Raw genomic sequence first — 23,790 nt, forward strand, 5'->3', positions numbered from 1 at the left:
TGACCGACGCTTTCAACTGACTGCCTCCCCGGCAAGTGCTTGCGCCAGAGGCGCCGGAGCTGTCACCTGATAGGTGGTCACGCTGAAAATGCTCACTGTGAAGCGCCGCTCATTGCCCGTTGCTGCCGCGTTGGCGGCGACGGCAGCACTGCTGTTGACGGCCTGCGTTAGCGGGGACGGCAGTTCGAAGAGCAACGACAAGATCGCAGGGGCCGATGCAGGTGACACAGCGACCTCGGCTTCACCAAGCGCCAGCGAAGCCGGCCCTGCCGACCGGCCCGAGATCACGTTTCCCGAAGGCGTGGAGAACAAGTTCGAGGGTTGGAAGACGGGTGATCCGGTCGAAGACGCAGTGCTGTCCGACGTAACGCAGACGGTGAACGCGGTGGACGATGCGATCCTCCGCGGCGACACGAACTCGGCAACACTCGCGTACTACCGCCAGGGCAAAGCACTCGTGAGCGCGCAGAAATGGGTCCGGGCCTGGCTGGACGAGGACCTGACGTGGACAGGCGTCACGCGCTACTTCGACCCCAAGGTCAAGGTCGCGGACGACGACACGGCTGCGGTGGTCTACTGCGCCGACGAGAGCAAGGCCTTCAACAAGAACCGCAAGACCGGAACGGTGGACAAGTCACCGTCAGACGAGAGCCCGTACGTCACGTACAGCACGCAGCTCAAGAAGAACAGCAAGGGGGTCTGGCAAACCACACAGGTGCTGTCGAAGAGAGGGGACAAGACGTGCGTTCCCTGACTCGCGGCATCACCGCAGTGAGTGCTTGCCTCGTGGCATTCGGAATGACCGCCGGCACAGCAACAGCGAAGGGCTACTGGCGCGTCCGAGGCCGAGGTCGACACGAGCGGCAAGAGGTCCGGAAGCGACCTCGTCTCCATGATCAGGTACACCAGCACCACGGCGGGGGGGGTGGCCCCAAGCAGGGCCACCCCGCCCACCGGACTCGGCAACGGCACGACGGGCCCGAGCCAAGCGAGCCCGAACGAACCGCCGGCACACGCGACGCTCAACACCCCCCACCGCACCAAGTCGAAGCGCCATCAGGCCCCTTGACCGCCCGGCGCTCCCCTCACCGCGGTCTCAGACATGGTCTCCGCCGGTCGAACGGATCACTGCCTGAGCTTCCTTGACCGTCACATCCTGCTCGAACGTGGACAGCCCGTCCGGCAGTCCCGGCTGCCGAGCAGGACCGTCCGGGTCGGCCGAGTCTGTCCAGGTCACCTTCCAGGTGATCGACGCCTTGAAGGGGTAGGTGCCGTTGCCGGACGCCCGGAGATACGTGACGTTGCAGCCAGCACCCTCACTGTCGGCCTTGTAGCCGCCCTTGCCCTTGACCAGGTCATACGTACAGCTCTGCGGGTCGGCGTCGGCCGTACCCGCTTCGACCTTGAGCGCCACGGGTGTGGCCACGGTGGTGGCGGCGAGCTGGACGCCCTTGTAGTCGAGGCTGGCTGTCGTCCACACGCGGTCGAGGTCGCCCTTGAACGCGACCCGCGTACCGAGGTTCACGAGCAGCCGGTCCGCGCGGGGCTGCAACTCCACGGGCGGGCTGGGCAACTTGGTCGAGTTGAAGGCGAGCTCGGAGAGGATCTCGGGCGTCACCTTGTTCGGATCCGGCTGCGGATCGGCGGGCGGGACCCAGATCTCCCAGTTGTCCGTGGTGACGGGACAGGCTTTGCTGAAGTTGTCATCGCGGAACTGGACCTGCCACCACAAACCCTTGTCGCCCTTGTGGTACTTCTCCTTGTCCCGCTTCCGCGCGTAACTCGCGGCGGGTTCCCCCGCGCCTCCGTAGGCGTCCTCGATGAACTTCTCGTACTCCTCCGGCGTGTACATGGGCTCGTACCAGCACACGGGCGGTTCCCAGTCGGCGTCCGAGGAGGTGGCGGACGCGGTGGAGCCGCTGGAGGCCGGGGTGCTCTGGTGGATGCGGATGTGGGCACCGATGGAGCCCTTGCCGGACTCGGCGCCGGCATCGGTGCCGGAGCCCGAGTCGGCACCCGGCTGGTCGGTCTCAGTGGTGCCGCCGTCTCCATCGACCTGGCCGTCACCCGCGTACGCCGGGGAACCGAGGCCCAGCGTCACAATGAGCCCCGCGGCCGCGGCCACGCGGAGAACCGGACGACGGGTCTGCCGAACCGCCTGTGCCTCTACCCCTGGACACACGACGCGTCCCCCTTCTTCCAGCTCTGCTTCTGCACCTGCCAGTCGCCCCGCGAGCCCTTCGCGGCCTGAAGCGTGTACAGGATGAAGTCCTTGTCGCTCGGCTGGGTACGCAGCACTTTCTTCGTGCTGATTTCCTTGCTGTACCCCTTGCTCTGGTCCTCGCAGTAACGGACCGCCGCGGTCTTGCCGTTCGTCACGTCCGTGACCTCGAAGCCGAAGTATCGGTAGTCACCACTGACGGTGAGCCCGTTCTCCTTGACCGTCGCGATCCGATTGGTCCAGTAAGTGAGGGCCGAGGCCGCAAAGTAGCGGTTCATGTTCGCCGTCTGACCCTTGCCCTTACCGAAGGCCTCCAGACGCGCCTGAGCCGAGTACGCCACGTCTCGCAGGATCGCGTCCTTCGTAGCGTCTCCGGTCTGCTCGTTCTCGACGGCAGCCTTAACATCCGACGGGAAGTCGAATGTCGGCGCGCCTTTCTCCGGCGCGGCGGATGCGGACGGTGACGGCGATTCCTCCCCTCCCCCACCGGCTCCTGCGATCTCGTCGCTGTTCGTTCCGTCGCCCGAATCGCTGCTGCAACCAGCCACAGAGAAGGTGACAGCAGCAAGGAGGCAGGCCGCAGCCACCCTCCGGCGCGTGGTCAGCATGGCGCTCGTCCTCAGAGGTAGATGGTCGGCGTGACAACGGATGATGGCATGAGGGACAGCCGCCGACCGAAACGCCTATCAGGACCGATGCGGTCGTGTGATCTTTGTGGAGACCTCTTCACATTGGAGATCACCCGCGTCGACGAACCTTCACCAGCTTCACCACTTGGAAATGACGCGTCACTTATGCACACCCCCAACTCCACCCGCAAGCGCAGGAATCACCCCACTTCGCCGACAGGCTCTGCCCGACGGACTGCAGAACCCAGCAGATACCGTCGGCGTACCTGGCACACCGTTCTCGTTCCTCGGGGGAGTCTGACATGAGTGCTGGATGGCCCGGGTCGGGACAGACCCTCATCACCCCTGCCCCTCTGGCTCTCGCCACGGGTGCGGCCACGCAAGTCAGGGGAATGCGGCTTCGCGGCGAAGAGCGCTACAGCATCCCGGACGAGCTCGACGGCCGGCCCACAGCACTGCCACGCCGTGCTAGCCGGTCGGCCGCGGCCGACCGGCTAGTGACGCGTCGGCCGGGAAGGCCAAGCCGTCAATCGCTGAGAGCACGGCTCCAGCCCAGAACCACCAGCCCGGCCGGAGAGTAAGCGTGGCGAACGACTCAGATCTCAGGGTGAACGTCGACCTTCTTGTCGAGTCGGAGTCCCGGCTCCGAAAAATCAAGAAAGAGTTCAAGAACCTAGGCAATCATCGCGACGACATGCGCGAGTACTGGGGCAGCGGTGACGTCACAGGAGCCATGGACGAGTTCGTGGATAACTGGGATGACTACCGTGAAAGCCTGCTCACGCATATCGACACCGTCGGCAAGCTGATCAAGGCCACCATCGACGGGTTCACCGGCTTGGATGCCGACTTGGCCAAGGAACTCCGCAAGAAGGAAAAGAAGAAGTGACAACGGCTCCGAAAGCCCGGCCCCGCGACTGGCACCCTCTGGCGGAATCGGACCCGGTCCCAGGAGACCCGGACGAGATACGCTCCGAAGTAAAGCGTATGAAAAGCGTAGCGAGTTCTCTTCGTGAGCAAGCTCGCCTGCTTCGAGGCATCGGGGACGACAACGAGCTCAAGGGCAAGTACGCGGGCGCTCTGCGGGAGGAGTCCGAGGGCCTGGAGAAGAAGCTTCGCGAAGTCGCGGACCGCTACGGAAACGTACACGGCTACCTGACCAGTTGGGCCGGCGAACTGGAGGACTTCCAGATCCAGGCCGACAAGGTTCTCGCGAACGCGAAGAAGGCCCAGGAAGAGGCAGACGCCGATAAGAAGAAGGCTTCCACCAACAAGCCGGGCCCAGGCGAGCCGAGTCCGTCCCCGAGCGGTACGGACCACGACCCTCTCTCGGAGTATCGGCTCCAGCTCATCCGCATCACCTCCGAGCGGGACGAGCGCGCCTCACACTACGCGGACAAGATCCGCGACGAACTCGATGATGCCATCGAGGACAGCTTCTGGGACGATGCGAAGGGATGGCTCCATGACAACGCCGATCTCTTCAAGACCATCGGCGACCTGGTCGGAGACCTGAGCGGCATCCTGGGCATGCTGGCCATCATCACGATGCCCTTCCCGCCCCTGGGAGCAATCTTCGCCACGGCTGCGGTCGTGACCAGCGGTATCGCACTGCTCAGCCATCTTGCGGCGAAGGCAGGCGGCGCCGACGTCAGTTGGTTCAGTATGGGCCTTGAGGCGCTCGGGGCGATTCCGGGCATCGGCGCATTCGCGAAGGGCGTCAAGGTCGCTGATGGCGCCGTCGCGGCTACGCGTGCGACGCAACTCGGCAGAGGGTTTCGTGGCGTCACAACGATCGAGCGGAACATCGTCGGGGTCGGCGATAATGTCGCGGGAGCTGTGAGCCGCACGATCAAGGGCAAGACCATCGGCCTGTGGGGCCTGAAGCACGGCGGTCTCATCAAGGCCGAGGGCCTCATGGGCAGGATGACGCTGGTGGCCGAGCAGACTGTTCACAACGGCCAATGGCTCGGAACCCGTGGACTCAAATTGGCCAGCGGCAACCGCTGGGCCATCGACCCGATGAGCAACCTGGGTCGCGGAATCGACGCCGGCATCAAGATCGCTCCCAAGCTGGTGTCGATCCCTACACATGTCGGCGATCTCATCAACCCTGGCGACCGCTTCCAGGAATCGGTCGCATCCTGACGAGGACGGAACCCCTGTGAACTGGCACCCGGACCCCGGTGAGAAGGAACTGGCACGCTATCCGGTCTCATTCGCGACCGGAACGGCCGCGTCCGTAGAGGGACGACGCTCCTTCCGTGACCGCCTGCGAAACGACATCGAGGCAGAGTTGCCCGGCTGGCCGGAGGGGAGCACCTTCGCGGTTCGCCGCCTACCCGGCCGAATCGGCGTGTATGTGCGAACTGCGGTAACAGGCGTCTTCGCTGTGGCTGGCGGTATCCTCTCCGACCTCCTAGGCGGAAGCACGACCAATCCCGAGCCGGGACGCGGAAAACTGGAAGAGCGGGAAAACGAGATCGACGATTTCCCTGTCATGTGGGCCGACGCCGGCGATACCGCCCGTGGACTGCCATGGCAGCTTGATCCTTCCAGGCGCCCGCACGGATATGTCACCGAGATCGTGCTGACCACTCGGCGTCTGCTTGTGGTCGGGGACAGCAAGGCGCTGTGGGAGGCTCCGCGGGAGGACATCGCTGAAGCGGCTCCCAAGGCATTCAGCATCAGCCGTAAGGACTTTCGGATCACCTTTCAGGATGGTTCATGGTCACGGCTGACGACGAACGTCTCGGCTCACACCACCGAGCTGGTCGGACTGCTGACAGGAAGCCACCGTCGACTGTCCGAGAGTGACCTCTCAGCAGAGCAACGCGAACGACTCTCCGACTTCGCCGCCTCCCTGTCCTCCGATGACCCGAACACTGTCATCACGCGGTTGCCGAGCGGACTGGTACGGGTGCAATCCACAGGTCCGGGCCAAGGACGGAACGGCGTCTCCGAGTCACGGGGCTTCGTTATGGACGAAGCCGGCCAGGACGCGACACCCGCCCCCGGAGACATCGAACCCAGCAAGGCGTGAACGTGAGCACCAACAACCCGAAGTCCTCCGGGATCCCGACCGTCATCGACGACCCGGCCATTCCTCCCCTGCAGTTCGTCGCCCCGGAGGGCTTCCACGCCCTGCCCGTCGACGCGGACTCGGACACCCGGATATCGGCCGCCACCGAGTTCACTCGTGAACTCTTCCCCGACGGCGATGCCCATCTCTGGGAGTCGGCGGCGCCCTTCTACGCCGGACTCACTGAAGTCTTCGCAGACTCCGGGTTGGCCTACTCGGCCATGGGCGTCTTCGGCGACGGCAACGGCGGCGTCGTGCACTTCTCCTTCACCGTGGGCGCGATCGTGTCGCCGTACGCGACGAGAGACGAGGCCACTGAGGCGATCGGGCGGTCCCTCGGCCGAGACCCGGGGAACGACAGCCGCCGCATCACCCTGCCTTGTGGACCGGCCGTATCGAACATCAGCGTTCGCGAGATCACAGTTGGTGCGGAGCTCACCGCGACGGGCGACGAAGCAAAGCTTCTCACGGGCCAGATCCAGGTGTTCGTGCCCTTCCCGGATGCCCCCTTCATCGCAGTTTTCACGCTGGACACCGCCGCCATGGAGTACTGGGGAGAAATCTGCGACATGACGGCTGCGGTTCTGGAAACCGTGTCCTTCGGGTCATCGCCCGGGAACACGGCTGCAGATATCATGGTGAGTTGAGATTCAGTGCATTCTGCGCGCCGCCCAAGAATGTAGGTCTGGAAGAACGAGGGACAAGTCTGCTCGTCGCGAGCGAACCACAGACCGCCCTGGCCAACCTTGCCCCGCTCCTAGACCGTCCTCCTAGTCAGCGCCCTGCTTAGCAGGTGGCGATCGCGTGGGATGCCCGCCGCGCACCTTGAGGCGCCGGTGCCTCGACCGTCGGCGAGAGCCAACTAACTCGTCGAGGACGTATATGAATTCGGCGGCGGCACGGGCTATGGCATCAAGCAGATCGTCAAGCTCTACGGAAATAGGGCGGCCTCTAGCCAAAAACGTCAGCACCGCATCCCAAACCGTAGCGCTGCTTCCAACGGCCCGCTCTCGGCCAAACCATCCCAAATGCCGCAACGGCTGACCGCGCGCCGTGACATCGATCTGCCTCCTACCGCTGCGCTTCCCACCGCGCAACCTCATCCTCGGGACAGCCCAGCCGTGTGCAGGAGGACCACGGCCAACGAGGGCCGAGGGACAGCCGTGGATAGCCTGTCAGCTTGTCGGCTATCGGCCTGGGGCCAGCACCCTCAGACCTCAGCCGATGTCGTCGGCTGAGCGACCGTACGGAGCGAGGTCGCTGATTCGATCTAAAAAGGGAAATCAAAAGGGAAGGCTTCACGCCATGGGACAATCCGCCAAACCACGACGCCGCCGGGCCTCCGCATCGGCACTGAACTATGACCGGAAGGCGGGAAGAAGGGGCCCGCGCAGGAACAAGTCGAACAGCAGTGAAGTTTCCGCTTCCGGCTGCGCGATCGGCTTGGGGATTGCCGGTCTCATCGTCCTCCTAGCCACCCTTGACATGCTCTGGGGCGACGACACGTGGCAGTGGGCCGCCGAGGGATGGCCGGGCGGTGCCTACGGTTTCGCTGCGCTCGTCGGCACAGGCGGACCATGCCTCGTAGTGCTGTCGGCCCTGTGCCTGAGGCACATGAAATGGAAGTCCTGGAGGGCGCATCCAGTGCGTACCCTGACCAACACTATGGTGGGCGCCTCGGCCATGGCGGCACTCGTGCCGTGGGCGAGCCTGGTCTACAACGCCCAGGACACTGGGAAGTGGGGCCGTGGGGCAGCCTCTTCTCCCAGCTGGGTGTTCAGCAACTACCCATGGCTATGGGCCGTCGGCCTTCTTACCTCTTTGGCCACCACCTGTGTGATCGTCTGGCTGTGCGTTACCTACTATCGCCGCCACAAGCCAGCAGCTGAACCTGAGGCCCGTCGTAGCCTTGACCAGGGGCACACGTCGACATGAACATCAGCACATAGGGCGCCGCCAACCGCTGCTACATCCAGTGCAGAGTGCCGGCCACCGTGTCGAAGAGGTGAACCATCTGATCCGCCAGGGGATCCATGGGGGTCGAAAAGTTCAGCATCAGCCAGCGCCTGGCGGTCGGGATCGGCACGTAGTAAGTAAGTGTCGTGACCGGAAGCGTATTACCCATCTGACTATCAGGATTCGGCGCATCACGGCGGCGCACTCGTACTGCGTCGCCCGCTGCTTCAAGCCTTTTTACGCCTAGTTCGGCATTTTCCCCGGGCCACCGGTCGGCTAGGTGTGCAGCCAACTCATCCGCGTTTGAGCACGCGGACCATTCGGCCGTGGCAGGGACACTGATGAGCAAGGAGGAAGCCAACGGCACAGGCCCAGCAGTGAGCAATGAGAGGTAGAGCTGTGTGCCACCGATTCCGTATGCCCTCTTGGCCCTCTTCTGCAGATCGGTCATCAGCTCTCGCTTGAGGTGCGGCGCATTGTCCACGCCTCGAAACTGCAGGTCGACCAAGGCGAGGATGCTTTGATCACGCTCCTCTGGATCGAGGGAGATCTCAAACCATCCGTCAGGAACGAGCAGATTGTAGTCCGTCGGAGGCGAAGAAAAGTCGTCGGCAGTCTTCACATGCGTCCCAATCAGTCGGTTGAGCCCATCTCGGCCCCCTCGGGGCCCCGTGGCACTTGCCTCATCGTGGAAACCAACTCATCGGTCAGCCGGACGATTTCCTCGGACTCATTCATGCTCCGCCAGGTAACGGTGACCACAACTACGTATCCCACATCCGGGGGAAACACCGCATATTTGATGAACTCGGTCAGCTGAGACCCAAACCCCAAGATGCGTTTGGACTTCAGCATGGCTTGGACCCGAACGGCAGGGCCAGCGTCCAGGTCCAGGTATCGGACATTCGGATCGCCGACCACCTTGGCGTTCGACCAGTCCAGAAGAAGTGGCGTGATCTCTGCCGCAGTCGGCCTGGGAGCATCCTCATCTGCGTACGAGTCAACTCGTAGATCGGCGATTCCGACTCCACCACGAGTGTAGTAGGCAGCCGCCAAATCAGGCTGATCCGTATTGAGAGAAAGTGCTCTATCCACCAGATCCTTCAGCAAGTCACGGTCATTCACTGTCCGCTCAAGGGGATTGAAACGTTCGAGGGCCGCACCGGCCACTCCAAGCGCCTCAGCATGGATCCGATTCTCCAGAAACAGGTCGACCCATCCTGGCTGGAAATCAAACCGGGTTTCGTAGTCGTCGACCGACGAGCCTACTTCGTGAGCGTCCACCACCGCTTCCTCTCAATCCAAGAATGGGTTCAGGTTGCTATCCAATGCCATCCCTACGGACGTGACTCCTGCACCTACCAAGGAGAGTCCGGTGGCATTGCGTGAGATTTTATTGACGGCACCAAGACTGTCCAAGCCTTGGGATGCAAATTTAATATCCTTCAGATCAGAGGCAACGCCCGGATCCGCCATAGAGAGGGACCGTCCGATACCTAGCAGAGCATTGCCGTCACCGCGGATTACCGTCTTGCTCCATGCCGCCTGATAGTTGCCGCCGAAGGGATTCAGCGCTCTAAGATTTTCGCCCCAAGCCTTCGAGAAGGGCTCAGTGAAGGGCTCGATCATAGACTTACGCCACTCTCCAGGCTCCAGTTTGAAGGTGCCCATCTTATTCTCGAACTTTTCCCTGAGGGTCGTCGCCGTAGATCCCGCAACCTTATTTATCGCCTTTACTGCCCGACGTCGCTGGCTCGGGGTATTCGCGGCGCTCGCCTTGTCCATCGACTTAATGGCTCGCTGGACGTATTTCCCGGCAATCTTTGCGAAGGCCTTCCCGACGCCCATCATGGCAAGACCGAGGACAGTGAACGCAAGATCCTTCAACCCCTTGTCGCCGCGAACGACCTGGATTATAGTGGCAACGGTGCTCACCAAGGTCAGGATGGTGGCTACTGCTCCGAGAACGCCGGCCAGCGCTTGCCCGATGACGGGAATCCAACCGACTGCAAGGGCTGCGACACCGAAGTAGGTGGCATATTCTTCCGCCCATGATCCGATGTCGTCGACCCACTTGTCGAACTTATCCCAGAAGCCGTCCTTCAGTGAATCATCACTGATGACAGCCTCGATTGCATCGGATGCCCGCTTGGCCGCTTTATCGCGGATCTCCTTGGCTTGAGAAAGCTTCTCCTGTGCGGCAGCGATCTCGTCTCCGGCAGCACCCCGCTGCTCCTCAAATTTCTTTTTTTCGTCTTTACCTTTATCCGAGGAGCTGTCCAGACTACGCTGGGCCGCATCCTTGCGATCCTCCGCTTCCTTGGCATCTCTGAGAGCAGCGTCCGCGATCCGCTGAGCCCGATTCAGGTCCGTCGCATAATTCGACGGCTTTGCATGAAGCTGATCCTGATATCCGCCGCTAACCTCCGCCACTCGGGTGCCGAGCGCATCCGCCGCAGTTTCGTATCGTTTCAATGCCGCTTCGAGCTTACCGACATTACCTTTTGCCTTCTGCCGGAACTCCTTACCTGCTTCGCTGTCCCAGGAGTCGACTCGAGAGACAGCTTTGAGGCTACGGATCTGCCGCTCCAACTCATCGGCTGTTTTCCGGAGTTGTCGTCCCAGCGCTGCTACCCGATCAGGATCACCGGGGACCGGGTCGCCGTCTGCGATGGGATGCCAATCGCGAGGTCTCCCTGCCATACCTACCTCCCCCTCGGCGACTTCTTGGATCCCTTGGAACCGCGGATAGCCTCTGCCAACTGGTGATCGATGTCCTCGTAGGCTTTGGCCGCCCCTTTGGCGATCTTGGCCAATGCCTTGACTTCCTCAGTCAATTTCTCGCGACTGATTTCCCAGTTTTCGGCGAATTCCTCAAATTTATCGGCTAGACCGCCATGCCCGAAGTCCTCCCCGTATGTTCCACTGAGGTTCTCCAGGCCTTCAAAAGCCTTCCTCACATTGCTGAGTCCGGTTCCCATCTCTCTGATCACATCGAGATCAGCACGAGTGTGCCCACCCTGACCAGACACGGCTCCCCCACTATGCAGCATTCTCCGGAGCATCAAATTTGGACGGTTGCGGTGGGGCGCGGAGCCTCACTGCAACCGTCCAAGGACCTCTAGCGGAAGGTCACTTCCGAGCCTGCTTGGCCAGCTCCTCGTCGATCTGCTCGAACTTGTCCGCAGCCATGGTCAGGTAGTCACCCATGCCGTCCAGACCGTCCAGCGTGTCCTTCATGCCGCGCACGAACTCGTCGAAGTTCTCGTCGAACGCCTTCGACGAGCTCTTCGTGACGTAGCCGCCCTGCACAAGGTTGTTGATGTACTTCTTCAGGCCCTCGAGCTTCTCCTGAAGCTTTTCCTTCTCCTTCACGACATGCTTGGCTGCATCCCGCATGTCCTGATATGTGACATCAAGGTCCTTGGCCATGAAGCCGCTCCCTCTCGCAACGCCGCAGGGCCAACCCCCGTGGCTTCCCTGTTTGCGGACTCGTCGGCCCTGAAGCCGAGTTGCCGGTCGCGCGTGGCACCCGGTGTGATCGTCCGCTCTTGCGTCAGCAGCTTACGGGGGAGGCCTGTGGTGCCCCATACCCGCCTTGTGAACGAGCCGTCATGAAAGCGTGTACGGCGTTGCCATCGGGAACATCACGGCCTCCCCATTGCCCCGCCGTCACACCGAACGGATATCGTCCCTGTACCACTGGGACCCGCGTGACTGAAGCGAGCGAGCAGGACGGCGAGCAGCACAGCAAGCGATCAGCACCGCGGCGACCAGCGACAGACACCACAGCGGCCACAACGGCCCAGTGGCACGGGGAGGACAAGTCGTGCGCCTGACTCTGACCGTCGTCGACCCGTACGGCGGTGGCACCGCCGACGTCGTGCTCGATGCCGATCCTGAGTCCACCGTGGGGGACATCGCGCAGGAGCTGGCCAAGCAGGTGGGGCACAGCGGGGCGCAGGTCATCCCGCTCGGGCAGCACCGGCACGCGCCGGCCAACAACGCGCCCCTCGTGTACGTGGACGGGTACGCCGTCGATCCCGGCGCCACTGTCGTGGGGTCGCCGCTGCGCGAAGGCGCCGTCGTCAGTTTGCAGGATCCGTCCGGGTGTCTGCCGGGTGAGCCCACCGGGCTCGTCGAGTTGCGGGTCGTCGGCGGGCCCGCCGCCGGGTTCGTGCACCGGCTCGGGGTCGGGCGGTACGACATCGGCAGCGGGGCGGCGTCGTACGTCCGTATCGACGATCCCGAGGTCGACGCCCGGGCCCTCACCCTCTCCGTCGCCACCGACGGCACCTGCCAGGTCGCCGTGCACATGGACAAGGAGCACGTCACCCTCGACGGCGCCTCCCTCGCGGAGGACAAGGACAAGGACAAGGACAAGGACAAGGGCGAGCCCGGCGGCAAGAAGCGCGGCAGGAAGAAGAGCCCGGAGAAGAAGGAAGAGAAGAAGGACGGCCCCGTCGAGTGGCCCCTCGGCGCTCAGATCGGCGTCGGCAACACCCTTCTCGAACTGACCCGTTACACACCCCCGAACGCCGCCCTCAAGTGGTCCGACGACGGCGTGGGCCTCGACTACAACCGGCCCCCGCGGCTGCGTCCGCCCGAGCGGCAGACCAACTTCCGGCTTCCCTCGTCGCCACGCGAGTACGAGGCCAGACCGCTGCCCTGGCTGATGGCGCTGACGCCGCTCGTCGGTGCCGTCGTGTCGGTGATGATCTTCCAGCGCTGGTACTACCTGATCATGGCGGCCCTCAGCCCGGTCCTGCTCTTCGCCAACTACTACAACGACAAGAAGCACGGGCGTAAGTCGCACGCCAAGCAGGTCCAGGAGTACGAGGAGCAGAAGGAGCGGATCGAGAAGGACGCCCAGGACGCGCTCGTCGCCGAGCGGAACGACCGGCGGCAGGCCATCCCCGACCCGGCGACCGTGCTCGCCCTCGGGACCGGGCCCCGTACCCGCCTGTGGGAGCGGCGGCGGACCGACCGCGATCACCTCCTGATCCGTTTCGGGACCGGGCAGTTGCCCTCCGAGGTGGTGCTCGACGACCCCGAGCAGGACGACCACCGCCGCCAGGTGACCTGGAAGATCGAGGACGCCCCGGTCGCGCTGCACCTGCGCACCCTCGGTGTCGTCGGTATGGCCGGGCCCGGGGACTCCGCCCGGGCCCTCGGGCGCTGGGCCGTCGCGCAGACCGCGGCGCTGCACAGCCCGATGGACGTGCAGTTCTACGTGCTGAGCGACAACGCCGCGCGGGAGTCCTGGGACTGGGTGCGCTGGCTGCCGCACGCCCGGCCGTCCGGCGGGCAGGACGTCAACGCGCTCATCGGGACCGACGCCGAGACCGTCGGCGCCCGCATCGGCGAACTGACGCAGATCCTCGACGCGCGCAAGAAGGCCGCCGAGGAGAACAAGTCGCAGGGCAATTCGAGCTTCAGCGATCCCGACATCGTGGTGGTGTGGGACGGGTCGCGGCGGCTGCGGTCCCTTCCCGGCGTCGTACGGCTGCTGCGCGAGGGGCCGTCCGTGTCCATGTTCGCGATCTGCCTGGACGCCGAGGAGCGGTTCCTGCCCGGTGAGTGCCAGGCGTACGTCGTGGCCGAGCCGAAGGCCGAGGAGTACCAGCCGGCCGCCCAGCAGGTGCAGCAGCAGTCCCAGCAGGCCGCCGGCGCCTTCCCCTCTTTCCAGGCCTGGCACACCGCCGCGCAGCAGCCCGAACAGGCCGAGCGCAGCGAGAAGTTGAGGCTGCGCGTGGAGGAGGCCGGGGCGGAGCGCCTGAAGGACGTGCGGCCCGACTTCGTCTCCGCCGCCTGGTGTCTGCGGCTGGCCCGGTCGCTGTCGCCGCTGCGGGACATCAGCGGCGAGACCGAGGACTCGGCGCTGCCCGGGTCGAGCCGGCTGCTGGACGTGCTCCAGCTGGAGCCGCCGACCAGTGACGCGATCGTGGCCCGGTGGCGGATGGGCGGGCAGTCGACGCTGGCCGTCATCGGTGAGTCGTACGACGGGCCGTTCGGCATCGACATCCGCAAGGACGGGCCGCACGGTCTGATCGCCGGTACGACCGGTTCGGGCAAGTCGGAGCTGCTGCAGACCATCGTGGCGGCGCTGGCGGTGGCGAACACGCCCGAGAACATGACGTTCGTGCTGGTCGACTACAAGGGCGGCGCCGCGTTCAAGGACTGTGTGCATCTGCCGCACACGGTCGGCATGGTGACCGACCTCGACGCCCATCTGGTGGAGCGCGCGCTGGAGTCGCTGGGCGCGGAGCTGCACCGGCGCGAACACATCCTGGCCGCCGCCGACGCCAAGGACATCGAGGACTACCAGGACCTGGTGCGCCGCGACCCGTCGTCGCACCGGCCGGTGCCCCGGCTGCTCATCGTGATCGACGAGTTCGCCTCGATGGTGCGTGACCTGCCGGACTTCGTCACCGGTCTCGTGAACATCGCCCAGCGTGGTCGTTCCCTCGGCATCCACCTGCTGCTGGCGACGCAGCGGCCGTCCGGTGTCGTGTCGCCCGAGATCCGCGCCAACACCAACCTCCGTATCGCGCTGCGGGTGACGGACGGCGGCGAGTCGTCGGACGTCATCGACTCGCCCGAGGCCGGGCACATCTCCAAGAACACCCCGGGTCGCGCGTACGCCCGGCTCGGGCACGCCTCCCTGGTGCCGTTCCAGTCCGGCCGCGTCGGCGGCCGTCGGCCGGGCGCCGCCGACCCTGCCGTGCTGATGCCCTGGGTGGGCCCGCTGACCTGGGAGGACCTGGGCCGGGCGGCCCTGGTCAAGCCCAAGGCGGAGTCCCGTGAGGACGAGGAGATCACCGACCTGAAGGTCCTCGTCGACACCATCCGCGACGCCAACAGTTCCCTCGGCATCCCGCCGCAGCACAGCCCGTGGCTGCCCGCCCTGGACGAGACGCTGCTGCTGGACGAGATCGAGCTGCCGGTGTTCGCCGGGGGCCCGGGCAAGCTGCCGCCGGCGCCGTACGGCATCGAGGACCTGCCCGCGAGCCAGTCGCGCCGCCCGGTCGCCGTGGACTTCTCCTCCTTCGGCCACCTGATGATCGGCGGCGCCCCGCGCAGCGGCCGCTCCCAGGTGCTGCGCACCCTCGCGGGCTCCATCGCCCGTACGCACTCGGTCGCCGACGTGCACCTCTACGGCATCGACTGCGGCAACGGCGCGCTCAACGCGCTGACGCGGCTGCCGCACTGCGGCGCGGTCGTGAGCCGTAACCAGACCGAGCGGGTCGTGCGGCTGGTCAACCGGCTCAAGAACGAGATGAGCCGCCGCCAGGACGTGCTCGCGGACAAGGGCTTCGCGGACATCGGCGAGCAGCGGGCCTCGGTCGCCGAGGACGAGCGGCTGCCGCACATCGTGGTGCTGCTGGACCGCTGGGAGGGCTGGGTGCCCACCCTCGGCGAGGTCGACCACGGGTCGCTGACCGACGAGTTGCAGACGATGATGCGCGAGGGCGCGAGCGTCGGCATCCACCTGGTCCTGACGGGTGACCGCACCCTGCTGGTGGGCCGGATCGCGACGCTCACCGAGGACAAGTACGGTCTGCGGCTCGCCGACCGCAGCGACTTCTCGGTGCTGGGCATCCCGGCGCGGAAGGTGCCGGAGGAGATTCCGCCGGGGCGTGCGTTCCGCAACGAGTTCGGTACGGAGACGCAGTTCGCGCTGCTCGCGCCTGACACGACCGGTCAGGGGCAGGCCGCGGCGCTGGCGGCGATCGGTGAGGCGGCCACGGCCCGGGACGCCTCCGTCCCGCGCTCACGCCGTCCCTTCCGGGTGGACAGCCTGCCCAGCCGCATCTCCTTCCCGGAGGCGTGGGAGATGCGCGACCCGGACGCGTCCCGCTCGCGGCTGTTCGGTCTTGCGGGTATCGGCGGCGACGAGATCGTCGGCTTCGGCCCCGATCTGGCAGAGGGCGTACCGGCGTTCGTCATCGCGGGTCCGGCCAAGTCGGGCCGCTCGACGGTCCTGCTGAACTTCGCCCACTCGTTCCTGTCCCAGGGCACGCGCCTGGTCATCGCGGCCCCGCGCCAGTCCCCGCTCCGCGGGCTCGACGGCACGGACGGCGTGCTGAAGGTCTTCACCGGTGACGACATCGACGAGGACGAGTTCGAGGAGCTGATCGACCAGGCGTCCCTGGAGGAGCCGATCGCGGTCCTGGTCGACGACGGCGAGATCCTGGAGGACTGCGACGCCGAGAGCCAGATGAAGAAGCTGGTCTCGCGCGGCGCCGAACGCGGGCTCGCGCTCGTCATCGCCGGTGACGAGGAGGACGTGTGCAGCGGCTTCTCGGGCTGGCAGGTCGACGCGAAGAAGGCCCGCCGCGGCATCCTGCTCTCCCCCCAGGAGTCCTCCAGCGGCGACCTCATCGGCGTCCGCCTCAACCGCGGCATGGTCGGCGGCCAGGTCGCCCCCGGCAAGGGCATGCTCCACCTCGGCGACGGGGAGCTGCGCACGGTCGTCATCCCGGGGTGAGACGGCGAGCAGGGGCAGCCGTCCGAGGAGGGGCGGCTGCCCGGGCTGCCCCACCCTCGACATCCGAGCCTGCGGCCGCCCCGACTCCACGCTCTCCGACCGGTACTGAAGGTCATCTCCCACCGGCTTGAGCTGCACGGTCGTCTTCGCGGGGTTGCAGCCGCTGTGGTTGGTCTTCGCGCCGACCGACGTCGCGACGAGCTCCTTCTTCGTCACCTGCTTCAGGGTGAGTACGTCGACGCAGACCCCGCCGCTCTGCTCCGTCTGGCGGAGCTTGCCCGACTCCCGTCCGACGGCGGCCTCTTCGACGGTGACCCGGAACGTGCCGAGGGGGAGTCTGCCGTCGAGGGCGACGCCCTGGCCCTCCCAGGTACCGAGGTACGCGGCGGGCACCGAACCGAACGGGGCGGAGCCCGCGCCTTGCCCGGGCGGCGCCCGGAGGTCGGGGCGGTGTCCTGCGGCTGATCGCCGTCCCGGGCGGAGCTCGAGTACGGCGGCGCCATGGGGTGCCGGTGTCCCGGGGCGGAGCTCGGGTACGGCTGCGCCATGAGGTGCCAGGGCGTGCCGGGCTACGGCGGCCTCGATCGCGTCCTGGTTGCGGTCGCCCAGCTCCGCCCGCAGCGCCCCCTGCGCCCCTGCCGTCGCAGACGTAGCAGGAGGTACAGGAGGTACATGAGGTGCTGGGGGCGCAGTGGGTGCAGTGGGCGCAGTGGGTGCAGTGGGTACCGGGGATGCAGGCGCGGTGGGCGACTGCACCAGAGGCGGTGGTCCGAACGTCCCGAGCGCCTCTCCCCCGACCGCTTGCGACTCCCCCACCGAAGGGCTTGCTGAAGCCGACGGGCCCCGAGGAATCCCCGGTTCCCGGCCCCAGCCCCAGCCCCAGCCCCGGCCCCAGTCCCGGCCCCGACCCCGGCCCCGGCCGAAGCCTCAGCCCCGGGCCCAGCCCCGGCCCCGCCCCGTCACCTCCAGATTCAGCAGCTGCACAGCGCTGCGGCTCACCTGCTCCACCAGCACCCCGGGCAGCCATCCGCCCGCTCGTACGGTGTGGGCCGGCAGGGGTCCGGTGTCGGCGAGCGCGGCCGACAGCGACGGGCCGACCGCGTACGCCGTCGCCACCCACGGCACCCGTGCCCCCGGTTCGGCGTCCAGGAGGGTGTCGGCCAGGCGCCGCCCACCCGGCGCGCGGCCTCGACCTCGACCCCGCGGCGATGGGGGCCCCTGCTCGAGCGCAGCCGAGAGCTTGGGGGAGGGCCCCGGTCTCGGTGCGCCTGCGCTCTCCAGCGGAGCAGTGCGGGAGCACCGCCCGGCTCACGGCTGGAGCAGGTCCACCTTCACGTCCGCCGGGAAACCGGTCGTCGGGCCGACCCGCCGTGCGAACTCGGCGACCGCGGCCAGCTGCGGGTCGCCGAAGCGGAAGTCGAGGGTCGTGAAGTAGCGGGCCAGGGTCTCCTCGTCGAAGGCCTCCCAGCGGGCGGCCTGCTCGGCGACCTTGCCGACCTCCTCCAGGGAGAGGTTGCGGGAGTCGAGGAAGGCCTCGTGCACCCGGCGGGTGATGACCGGCTCGCGCTCCAGGTAGTCGCGGCGGGCCGCCCAGACCGCGAAGACGAACGGCAGGCCCGTCCACTCCTTCCACAGCGCGCCCAGGTCGTGCACCTCCAGGCCGAAGCGCGGCCCGTCGAGCATGTTCGCGCGCAGTGCCGCGTCGCCGATGAGGACGGCGGCGTCGGCCTCCTGCATCATCAGGCTGAGGTCGGGCGGGCAGGTGTAGTAGTCCGGCTGGACGCCGTAGCGCTCGGCGAGGAGCAGCTGGGCGAGGCGGACGGAGGTGCGGGAGGTCGACCCGAGGGCGACGCGGGCGCCGTCCAGCCGGTCCAGCGGGACCTGCGAGACGATCACGCAGGACATGACCGGGCCGTCGCAGCCGACGGCGATGTCGGGGAAGGCGACCAGGTCGTCGGCGTGCCGGAGGAACTCGACGAGGGTGATCGGACCGATGTCGAGTTCGCCCTGCACCAGCTTCTCGCTGAGCTTCTCGGGGGTGTCCTTGGAGAGCTCGAAGTCGAGGAGCGTGCCCGTTCTCGCGAGCCCCCAGTACAGGGGCAGGCAGTTCAGGAACTGGATGTGGCCGACGCGCGGCCGGGTGCGAGGATTGTCCACATCGTGAGGCTAGCCCTCATGGCGTACGGACCGGCGCGCGACCCCGCCGTCGGGGTGCGAGCCCGTAGCGGGCGCCCCCTCCGCCAGTCGGCGGGGGGTTGTTCAAACATTCGGGTGACGTGATCTTGACCCCTATTGCATTCCGGAGCCTGCGTGCTAGGCTCGTCGCAAGTTGCAGTTTGGTTTCCCTTGCAGTACAGAGCCTGCGGAGCATGTGACCGCGGGCTCTCGTCATTCTCAGACATATGCACTTGTGCGGAATTCATCTTCACACTTGCTGGTTCTGGAGCAGGGCAACCCTTTTGAAGCCCAAGGAGGGCTTATGGCTACCGGAACCGTGAAGTGGTTCAACGCCGAAAAGGGCTTTGGTTTCATCGCCCAGGAGGGCGGCGGCCCCGACGTCTTCGTCCACTACTCCGCGATCAACGCGAGCGGCTTCCGCTCGCTCGAGGAGAACCAGCAGGTGTCTTTCGACGTCACGCAGGGTCCGAAGGGCCCGCAGGCTGAGAACGTCACGCCGGTCTGATTTGTAGTACCCAAGGAGCCCCGCGCCGCAAGGCGACGGGGCTCCTGCCCTTTCGGGGCCCTTCCGCCCGATGAATTCCAGGTGAATTCCGGCCGTGGGACGATGGGCGGACGCAGAATGATCAGGAGAACAGCGGGGAGGACGGCGGCACACCCGCCGACAAGGCCATGGCCACAGGCCTGTCGGTCGGCCTGTCCCTCGGCACGGCCATAGGGATCGTGCTCGGCATGACCGTCTTGGACAACCTCGCCCTGGGCCTGGCCCTGGGCCTCGGGTTCGGCACGGCGATCGGAGCGGGTGTGGGTATCGGCGCCCGGAGGAACCGCCTCTGAGAGACGGCGCCGCGCTAGGGTCTCCGACCATGACCGACACGGCTGACTTCGTGACCGAGACCCGCGTGTTCTACGACACCGTGGCCGAGGAGTACGCCGCGCACTTCGCTGACCTGCGGCCCGGGTCGCCACTCGACCGGGGCGTGCTCCACGGTTTCGCGGAGCTCGTGGGTGAGGGCGGCGAGGTCGCGGACCTGGGGTGCGGGCCCGGGCGGGTGACGGCGTACCTGGCGTCCCAGGGGCTGTCGGTGTTCGGGCTCGACCTGTCGGAGTCGATGCTCACGATCGCCCGCCGCGAGCACCCGGGTCTGCGGTTCGTGAAGGGCTCGATGCTGGAGCTGGACCTGCCGGACGGCTCGCTCGACGGTGTCGTGGCCTGGTACTCGATCATCCACACGCCCGACGAGCACCTCCCCACCCTCCTGGCCGGTTTCCACCGCGTCCTGCGCCCCGGCGGCCATCTGCTCCTCGGCTTCCAGTGCGGTGACGAGCCCCGCCGCTACGAGGAGGCCTTCGGGCACCAGGCGTCCCTGACCTTCCGACGGCGCCGGCCGGAGCGCATCGCCGCCCTGCTGAGCGGCGCCGGCTTCACCGTCCGCGCCACGACGGTACGGGAGCCCGACGAGGCACAGGGCGAGCCCGTCGCCCAGGCGAGCCTCGTGGCCCGCAAGCCGGTGGAGTAAGCCGGTGGAGTAAGCCGCCCGGCGCATCGCCGCAGCCCCACGCGCGACGCCCCGGGCGGCTCCGTGACCGGCCATGGATGCCCCCAGGCGCACCGCGGCCGGTTCACGCTCAGCCTCACAACGCCCTCCGACCGAGGGACACACGGGCTGGAGCACCCCCGCGGCATCCCCCACCACGCCCTTTGACCAAGGGACACACGGCTAGAGCACCCCCGCGGCATGCCTCGCCGCGATGTACCCGAACGTCATCGCCGGGCCGATCGTCGACCCCGCGCCCGCGTAGCTGCGGCCCATCACCGCCGCGCTGGCGTTCCCCGCCGCGTACAGGCCCGGGATCACCGAGCCGTCCTCCCGCAGCACCCGGGCCCGGGCGTCCGTGCGGAGGCCGCCCTTGGTGCCGAGGTCGCCGGGGACGATGCGGAAGGCGTGGTACGGGGGGAGCCAGAGGGGCGCCAGACAGGAGTTGGGGAGGACCGACGGGTCCGTGTAGTAGTGGTCGTAGGCGCTGTCGCCCCGGTGGAAGTCGGGGTCCTCGCCCTGGAGCGCCTGGGCGTTGAAGCGGTTCACGCTGGTGCGCAGGGCCGCCGCCGGGACGCCGATGGAGGCCGCCAGCGCGTCCAGGGTCCACTCCTTGTGCGCGGCCCCGGAGTCGTACCAGGAGTCGGGGAAGGGCAGGGTCGGCAGCACGTCCTTGAAGAGGTACCGGTTGCGGTAGTTCTGGTCGGTGATCAGCCAGCACGGGATGGCCGGGTCGGTGTCGTGGACGTCGTACATGGTGTGCACGACGTCGCTGTAGGGCGCGGCCTCGTTGACGAAGCGCCGGCCCAAGCCGTTCACCAGCAGCCCGCCGGGCAGGGTGCGTTCGGCGAGGCAGAAGTACGGCTGTCCGGGGATCGGGATCGCCGGGCCCCACCAGGCGTCGTCCATCAGGTCGAGCGCCGCGCCCAGCCGCTCTCCCGCCCGGATGCCGTCGCCGGTGTTCTCCTTCGCCCCGACGGTCCACTCCGTGCCGATGGGCTGCCGCTGGAAGCGCTGCCGCATCGCCGTGTCGTGCTCGAAGCCGCCCGAGCCGACGATCACGCCCCGGCGGGCGCGGAGCAGCCCGGGGGTGCCGTCGCGGGTGACGACGGCTCCCGTCACCCTGCCGTTCTCGACGTGCAGGTCCGTCAGCGGCGTGTTCAGCCAGACCGGGACCCCGGCCGAACGCAGGCCCGCCCGTAGGCCCGCGGCCAGCGCCTGGCCCATCGTCAGGGGTTTCTGGCCGAGCGTCGCCGCCTTCGCGCCGCGGGCGAGGCACTGGGCGGCGACCGCCGCGCCCCGGGCGTTCACCGCGGCCAGGGCGACCCACTTGTAGTCGGCGCTGAAGACGACCATGCCGGCGGGGACGTCCATGTAGGGCGGGTTGAGGTGCGCCAGTTCGGCTCCCAGGAGGTTGCCGTCGAGCTGGTCCGGCTCGATGGAGCGGCCGTTCGGCAGGCCGCCGGGCAGTTCGGGGTAGTAGTCGCTGTAGCCCTCCATCCAGCGGAACCGGAGGGGGCTGTTCGCCATGACGAAGGAGATCGTCGCCGGGCCGTGGGTGAGGAAGGCCCGCTGCCGGTCCGCGGGGACGTCCGGGCCGACGACGGCGGCGAGGTAGGCGGCGGCCTTCGCGGGGGTGTCAGGGACTCCGGCCGCAAGGATCACGGAGTTGTTGGGGATCCAGATTCCGGCACCGGAGCGGGCGGCCGAGCCGCCGAAGGTCGGGGCCTTCTCCACAACGACGCAGCTCAGGCCCTGGCGCGCGGCCGTCAGCGCCGCGGTCATGCCGGCGGCGCCGGAGCCGATGACGACGACGTCGTACGTGCCGAGCGGGGGTAAGTCGGCCGCCCGGGCGCCTTGTTGCACTCCGGTGGCGACCGCGAGCCCGGCACCGGCCGCCCCGGCCAGCAGTCGTCTTCGGGACGGGGCTCCGGCGGTGCCCGGGGTGTCCGTGCGTGTGGTCATGGCCGCTCCAGCCCGACGAGAACGCGAAAGGGGTGGGGAATGTCGCGCGGGGCTCTCGCGAAGTCAAGACCCGTGCGGCACCCACCGCGCGCCCGAGCCGGCCCGCGCGCACCGGCCGCTCCGGGCCGGCACCCGCGCAACCCACCACGCGTCCGTGCCCTGAGGCCGCGCGGCCCGCCGCTGGAGCCCACGCAGCCCGGCCCCGCGAACGCCCCACGAGCCCGCGAACCGAGCCCACGGCAGCCCGGCCCCGCGCCGCCTCCTCCACCCGAGCCCGAAGCGCACGTCAGCCACCTGCCCCGCGCAGCCCGCCCCACGAGCCCGCGAGCCGAGCCCACACAGCCCGGCCGCGTGCAGCCCGGCCCCGCGCCTCCTCCACCCGAGCCCGAAGCGCACGTGTCAGCCACCTGCCCCGCGCAGCCCGCCCCACGAGCCCGCGAACCGAGCCCGCGAACCGAGCCCACGAGCCGAGCGCACGGCAGCCCGGCCCCGCGCCTCCTCCACCCGAGCCCGGAGCGCACACCAGCCGCGCCGCGCTTGGCCGCTACTCCAGGCCGATGGCCGCGCAGTCCGCCTTGTACTTCGCGGTGCAGATGTCCTTGACGGTGTACACGCCGTCGGTGATCACGGTGTCCTTGATGTTGTCCTTGGTGAGGGCGACCACCGGCACCAGCATCGCCGGAATGTTCTTCTGCGTCGGGCTGTCGACCGTCTCCCGGGTCAGCGCGGCGAACTCGATGTCCCGGCCCTGGACCTTGGCCACCGCGATCTTCGCGGCGTTGGTCGCCTCCAGCAGGAAGGACTTGTACACGGTCATGTACTGCTCGCCGGAGACGACCCGCTGCACCGCGTCGAGGTTGGCGTCCTGCCCGGTGACCGGCGGCATCTTGGTGGCTCCGGCCTCCTTCAGTGCCTCTATGACGGCGCCCGCCATGCCGTCGTTGGCCGAGTAGACGGCGGCGATGTTGTTCAGCCCGACCTTCTGGATCGCCTTCTTCATGTTGGCCTTGGCGATCGCGGGCTTCCACTCCTTGGTGTCGTACTGCGCGACGATGTCGACCTGGCCCTGGAGTTCGCTGAGCGCGCCCTCCTTGAAGCGTGCGGTGTTGGGGTCCGCGGGGTCGCCGTTCATCATGACGACCTTGCTCTTCTTGGCCTTGTCGCCGAGTTCCCCCATGATGGCGCGGCCCTGCACCTGGCCGACGAGTTCGTTGTCGTGGGAGACATAGGCGTCGATGGGGCCCTCGGCGAGCCGGTCGTAGGCGATGACCGGGATGCCGGCGTCCTTGGCCTTCTGCACGTCGCCTGCGATGCTCTTGGAGTTCAGCGCGTCGACGAGGATGACGTCCACCCTGTCGGCGATCATCTTCTGGAACTGCTCGCTCTGTCTGGCCACGCTGGCCTCGGCGTTGGCGTAGCGGACCGTGCCCTTGCCCTCCGTGAGGGACGCGACCTCCTGCTTGATCAGCGGGTAGTCGAACTTCTCGAAGCGTGCCGTGTCCCGGTCGGGCAGCAGCAGGCCCACCGTGATGTCGTTGCCCTTCTTCGCGGCGGCGTCGTCACTCCCGCCGCCGCAGGCGGCGAGGGACAGGGCCGACACGGAGACCGCCAGGGCGATGGAGATGCGCCGCACGGCGGCCTGACGGGTGTTACGCGGTATCACTGGTGGTGCCTTCCGATGGGGGGAGCATCGTGACGAGGTGGTCGAAAGCCAACGGGCAGACGCCGTG

At 67.2% G+C, this 23,790-nt stretch carries 20 protein-coding genes; 9 read left to right on the top strand and 11 right to left on the bottom strand.

All coding sequences use genetic code 11. The annotated features are described in order from the left end of the window. Positions 1-73 precede the first annotated feature (73 nt). Entirely contained in the window at positions 74-754 is a 681-nt protein-coding gene (locus tag ACFY5B_RS35750; protein ID WP_389978144.1) for a hypothetical protein, read from the top strand. A gap of 342 nt (positions 755-1,096) precedes the next feature. Here the strand turns inward: ACFY5B_RS35750 and ACFY5B_RS35755 are convergent, their stop codons facing one another. After that, entirely contained in the window at positions 1,097-2,125 is a 1,029-nt protein-coding gene (locus tag ACFY5B_RS35755; protein ID WP_389978147.1) for a hypothetical protein, read from the bottom strand. Between the two features lie 41 nt (positions 2,126-2,166). Further along, positions 2,167-2,829 carry a hypothetical protein gene (locus tag ACFY5B_RS35760; RefSeq protein ID WP_389978150.1) on the bottom strand — a complete coding sequence of 221 codons (663 nt, stop codon included), beginning with the start codon at positions 2,827-2,829 and terminating at the stop codon, positions 2,167-2,169. 604 nt (positions 2,830-3,433) lie between these two features. On the opposite strand from ACFY5B_RS35760, the gene ACFY5B_RS35765 reads away from it, so the two are divergent. Genes ACFY5B_RS35765 through ACFY5B_RS35780 form a run of 4 tightly spaced genes read left to right on the top strand, consistent with a single transcriptional unit; the run spans position 3,434 to position 6,579 of the window. Continuing rightward, positions 3,434-3,739, top strand: a complete 306-nt coding sequence (locus ACFY5B_RS35765) for a hypothetical protein (RefSeq protein ID WP_389978153.1) — start codon at positions 3,434-3,436, stop codon at positions 3,737-3,739. Further along, entirely contained in the window at positions 3,736-4,998 is a 1,263-nt protein-coding gene (locus ACFY5B_RS35770; RefSeq protein ID WP_389978156.1) for a putative T7SS-secreted protein, read from the top strand. The genes ACFY5B_RS35765 and ACFY5B_RS35770 overlap by 4 nt, the downstream gene beginning before the upstream one ends. A gap of 16 nt (positions 4,999-5,014) precedes the next feature. Then, the gene (locus tag ACFY5B_RS35775) at positions 5,015-5,893 is read left to right on the top strand and encodes a hypothetical protein (RefSeq protein ID WP_389978159.1); all 879 of its coding nucleotides are present in this window, start codon (positions 5,015-5,017) and stop codon (positions 5,891-5,893) included. A gap of 2 nt (positions 5,894-5,895) precedes the next feature. Continuing rightward, positions 5,896-6,579, top strand: a complete 684-nt coding sequence (locus ACFY5B_RS35780) for a hypothetical protein (RefSeq protein ID WP_389978162.1) — start codon at positions 5,896-5,898, stop codon at positions 6,577-6,579. Between the two features lie 1,319 nt (positions 6,580-7,898). On the opposite strand, the gene ACFY5B_RS35785 is transcribed toward ACFY5B_RS35780, so the two are convergent. From ACFY5B_RS35785 to ACFY5B_RS35805, 5 genes are all read right to left on the bottom strand, one after another. Then, a complete protein-coding gene (locus ACFY5B_RS35785) occupies positions 7,899-8,510 on the bottom strand; it encodes a hypothetical protein (protein WP_389978165.1) in 612 nt (203 codons plus the stop codon). Between the two features lie 11 nt (positions 8,511-8,521). Further along, the gene (locus ACFY5B_RS35790) at positions 8,522-9,172 is read right to left on the bottom strand and encodes a hypothetical protein (protein ID WP_386635376.1); all 651 of its coding nucleotides are present in this window, start codon (positions 9,170-9,172) and stop codon (positions 8,522-8,524) included. Between the two features lie 12 nt (positions 9,173-9,184). Then, complete coding sequence (locus ACFY5B_RS35795; RefSeq protein ID WP_389978167.1) at positions 9,185-10,480, bottom strand: hypothetical protein; 1,296 nt, start codon at positions 10,478-10,480, stop codon at positions 9,185-9,187. A 113-nt stretch (positions 10,481-10,593) separates the two neighbouring features. Continuing rightward, the gene (locus ACFY5B_RS35800; protein ID WP_389978170.1) at positions 10,594-10,869 is read right to left on the bottom strand and encodes a hypothetical protein; all 276 of its coding nucleotides are present in this window, start codon (positions 10,867-10,869) and stop codon (positions 10,594-10,596) included. Positions 10,870-11,020: 151 nt separating this feature from the next. After that, positions 11,021-11,320, bottom strand: coding sequence for a WXG100 family type VII secretion target (locus ACFY5B_RS35805; protein WP_389978172.1), 300 nt, complete (start codon positions 11,318-11,320; stop codon positions 11,021-11,023). A 397-nt stretch (positions 11,321-11,717) separates the two neighbouring features. Here ACFY5B_RS35805 and ACFY5B_RS35810 point away from each other — a divergent pair, with 397 nt between their 5' ends. Beyond that, on the top strand, positions 11,718-16,379 hold the full coding sequence (locus tag ACFY5B_RS35810) for an FtsK/SpoIIIE domain-containing protein (RefSeq protein WP_389978175.1): 4,662 nt from the start codon (positions 11,718-11,720) through the stop codon (positions 16,377-16,379). 927 nt (positions 16,380-17,306) lie between these two features. Here the strand turns inward: ACFY5B_RS35810 and ACFY5B_RS35815 are convergent. Both ACFY5B_RS35815 and ACFY5B_RS35820 read right to left on the bottom strand, forming a co-directional pair. Further along, positions 17,307-17,495, bottom strand: coding sequence for a hypothetical protein (locus tag ACFY5B_RS35815; RefSeq protein WP_389978178.1), 189 nt, complete (start codon positions 17,493-17,495; stop codon positions 17,307-17,309). A gap of 192 nt (positions 17,496-17,687) precedes the next feature. Next, a complete protein-coding gene (locus tag ACFY5B_RS35820) occupies positions 17,688-18,536 on the bottom strand; it encodes a menaquinone biosynthetic enzyme MqnA/MqnD family protein (protein ID WP_389978181.1) in 849 nt (282 codons plus the stop codon). A gap of 322 nt (positions 18,537-18,858) precedes the next feature. Here ACFY5B_RS35820 and ACFY5B_RS35825 point away from each other — a divergent pair, with 322 nt between their 5' ends. From ACFY5B_RS35825 to ACFY5B_RS35835, 3 genes are all read left to right on the top strand, one after another. Beyond that, on the top strand, positions 18,859-19,062 hold the full coding sequence (locus ACFY5B_RS35825) for a cold-shock protein (protein WP_003992177.1): 204 nt from the start codon (positions 18,859-18,861) through the stop codon (positions 19,060-19,062). A 167-nt stretch (positions 19,063-19,229) separates the two neighbouring features. Beyond that, positions 19,230-19,394: a hypothetical protein gene (locus tag ACFY5B_RS35830; RefSeq protein ID WP_389978184.1), complete on the top strand. Its 165-nt coding sequence runs from the start codon at positions 19,230-19,232 to the stop codon at positions 19,392-19,394. Positions 19,395-19,423: 29 nt separating this feature from the next. After that, a complete protein-coding gene (locus ACFY5B_RS35835) occupies positions 19,424-20,077 on the top strand; it encodes a class I SAM-dependent methyltransferase (protein WP_389978187.1) in 654 nt (217 codons plus the stop codon). A gap of 201 nt (positions 20,078-20,278) precedes the next feature. Here ACFY5B_RS35835 and kstD read toward each other — a convergent pair whose 3' ends face one another. Beyond that, on the bottom strand, positions 20,279-22,060 hold the full coding sequence (kstD, locus tag ACFY5B_RS35840; RefSeq protein WP_389978191.1) for a 3-oxosteroid 1-dehydrogenase: 1,782 nt from the start codon (positions 22,058-22,060) through the stop codon (positions 20,279-20,281). A gap of 544 nt (positions 22,061-22,604) precedes the next feature. Beyond that, entirely contained in the window at positions 22,605-23,723 is a 1,119-nt protein-coding gene (locus ACFY5B_RS35845; protein ID WP_389978194.1) for a substrate-binding domain-containing protein, read from the bottom strand. Positions 23,724-23,790: the final 67 nt, after the last annotated feature.

This window comes from Streptomyces sp. NPDC013187 (assembly GCF_042899705.1).
GTDB classification, from domain to species: domain Bacteria; phylum Actinomycetota; class Actinomycetes; order Streptomycetales; family Streptomycetaceae; genus Streptomyces; species Streptomyces hawaiiensis_A.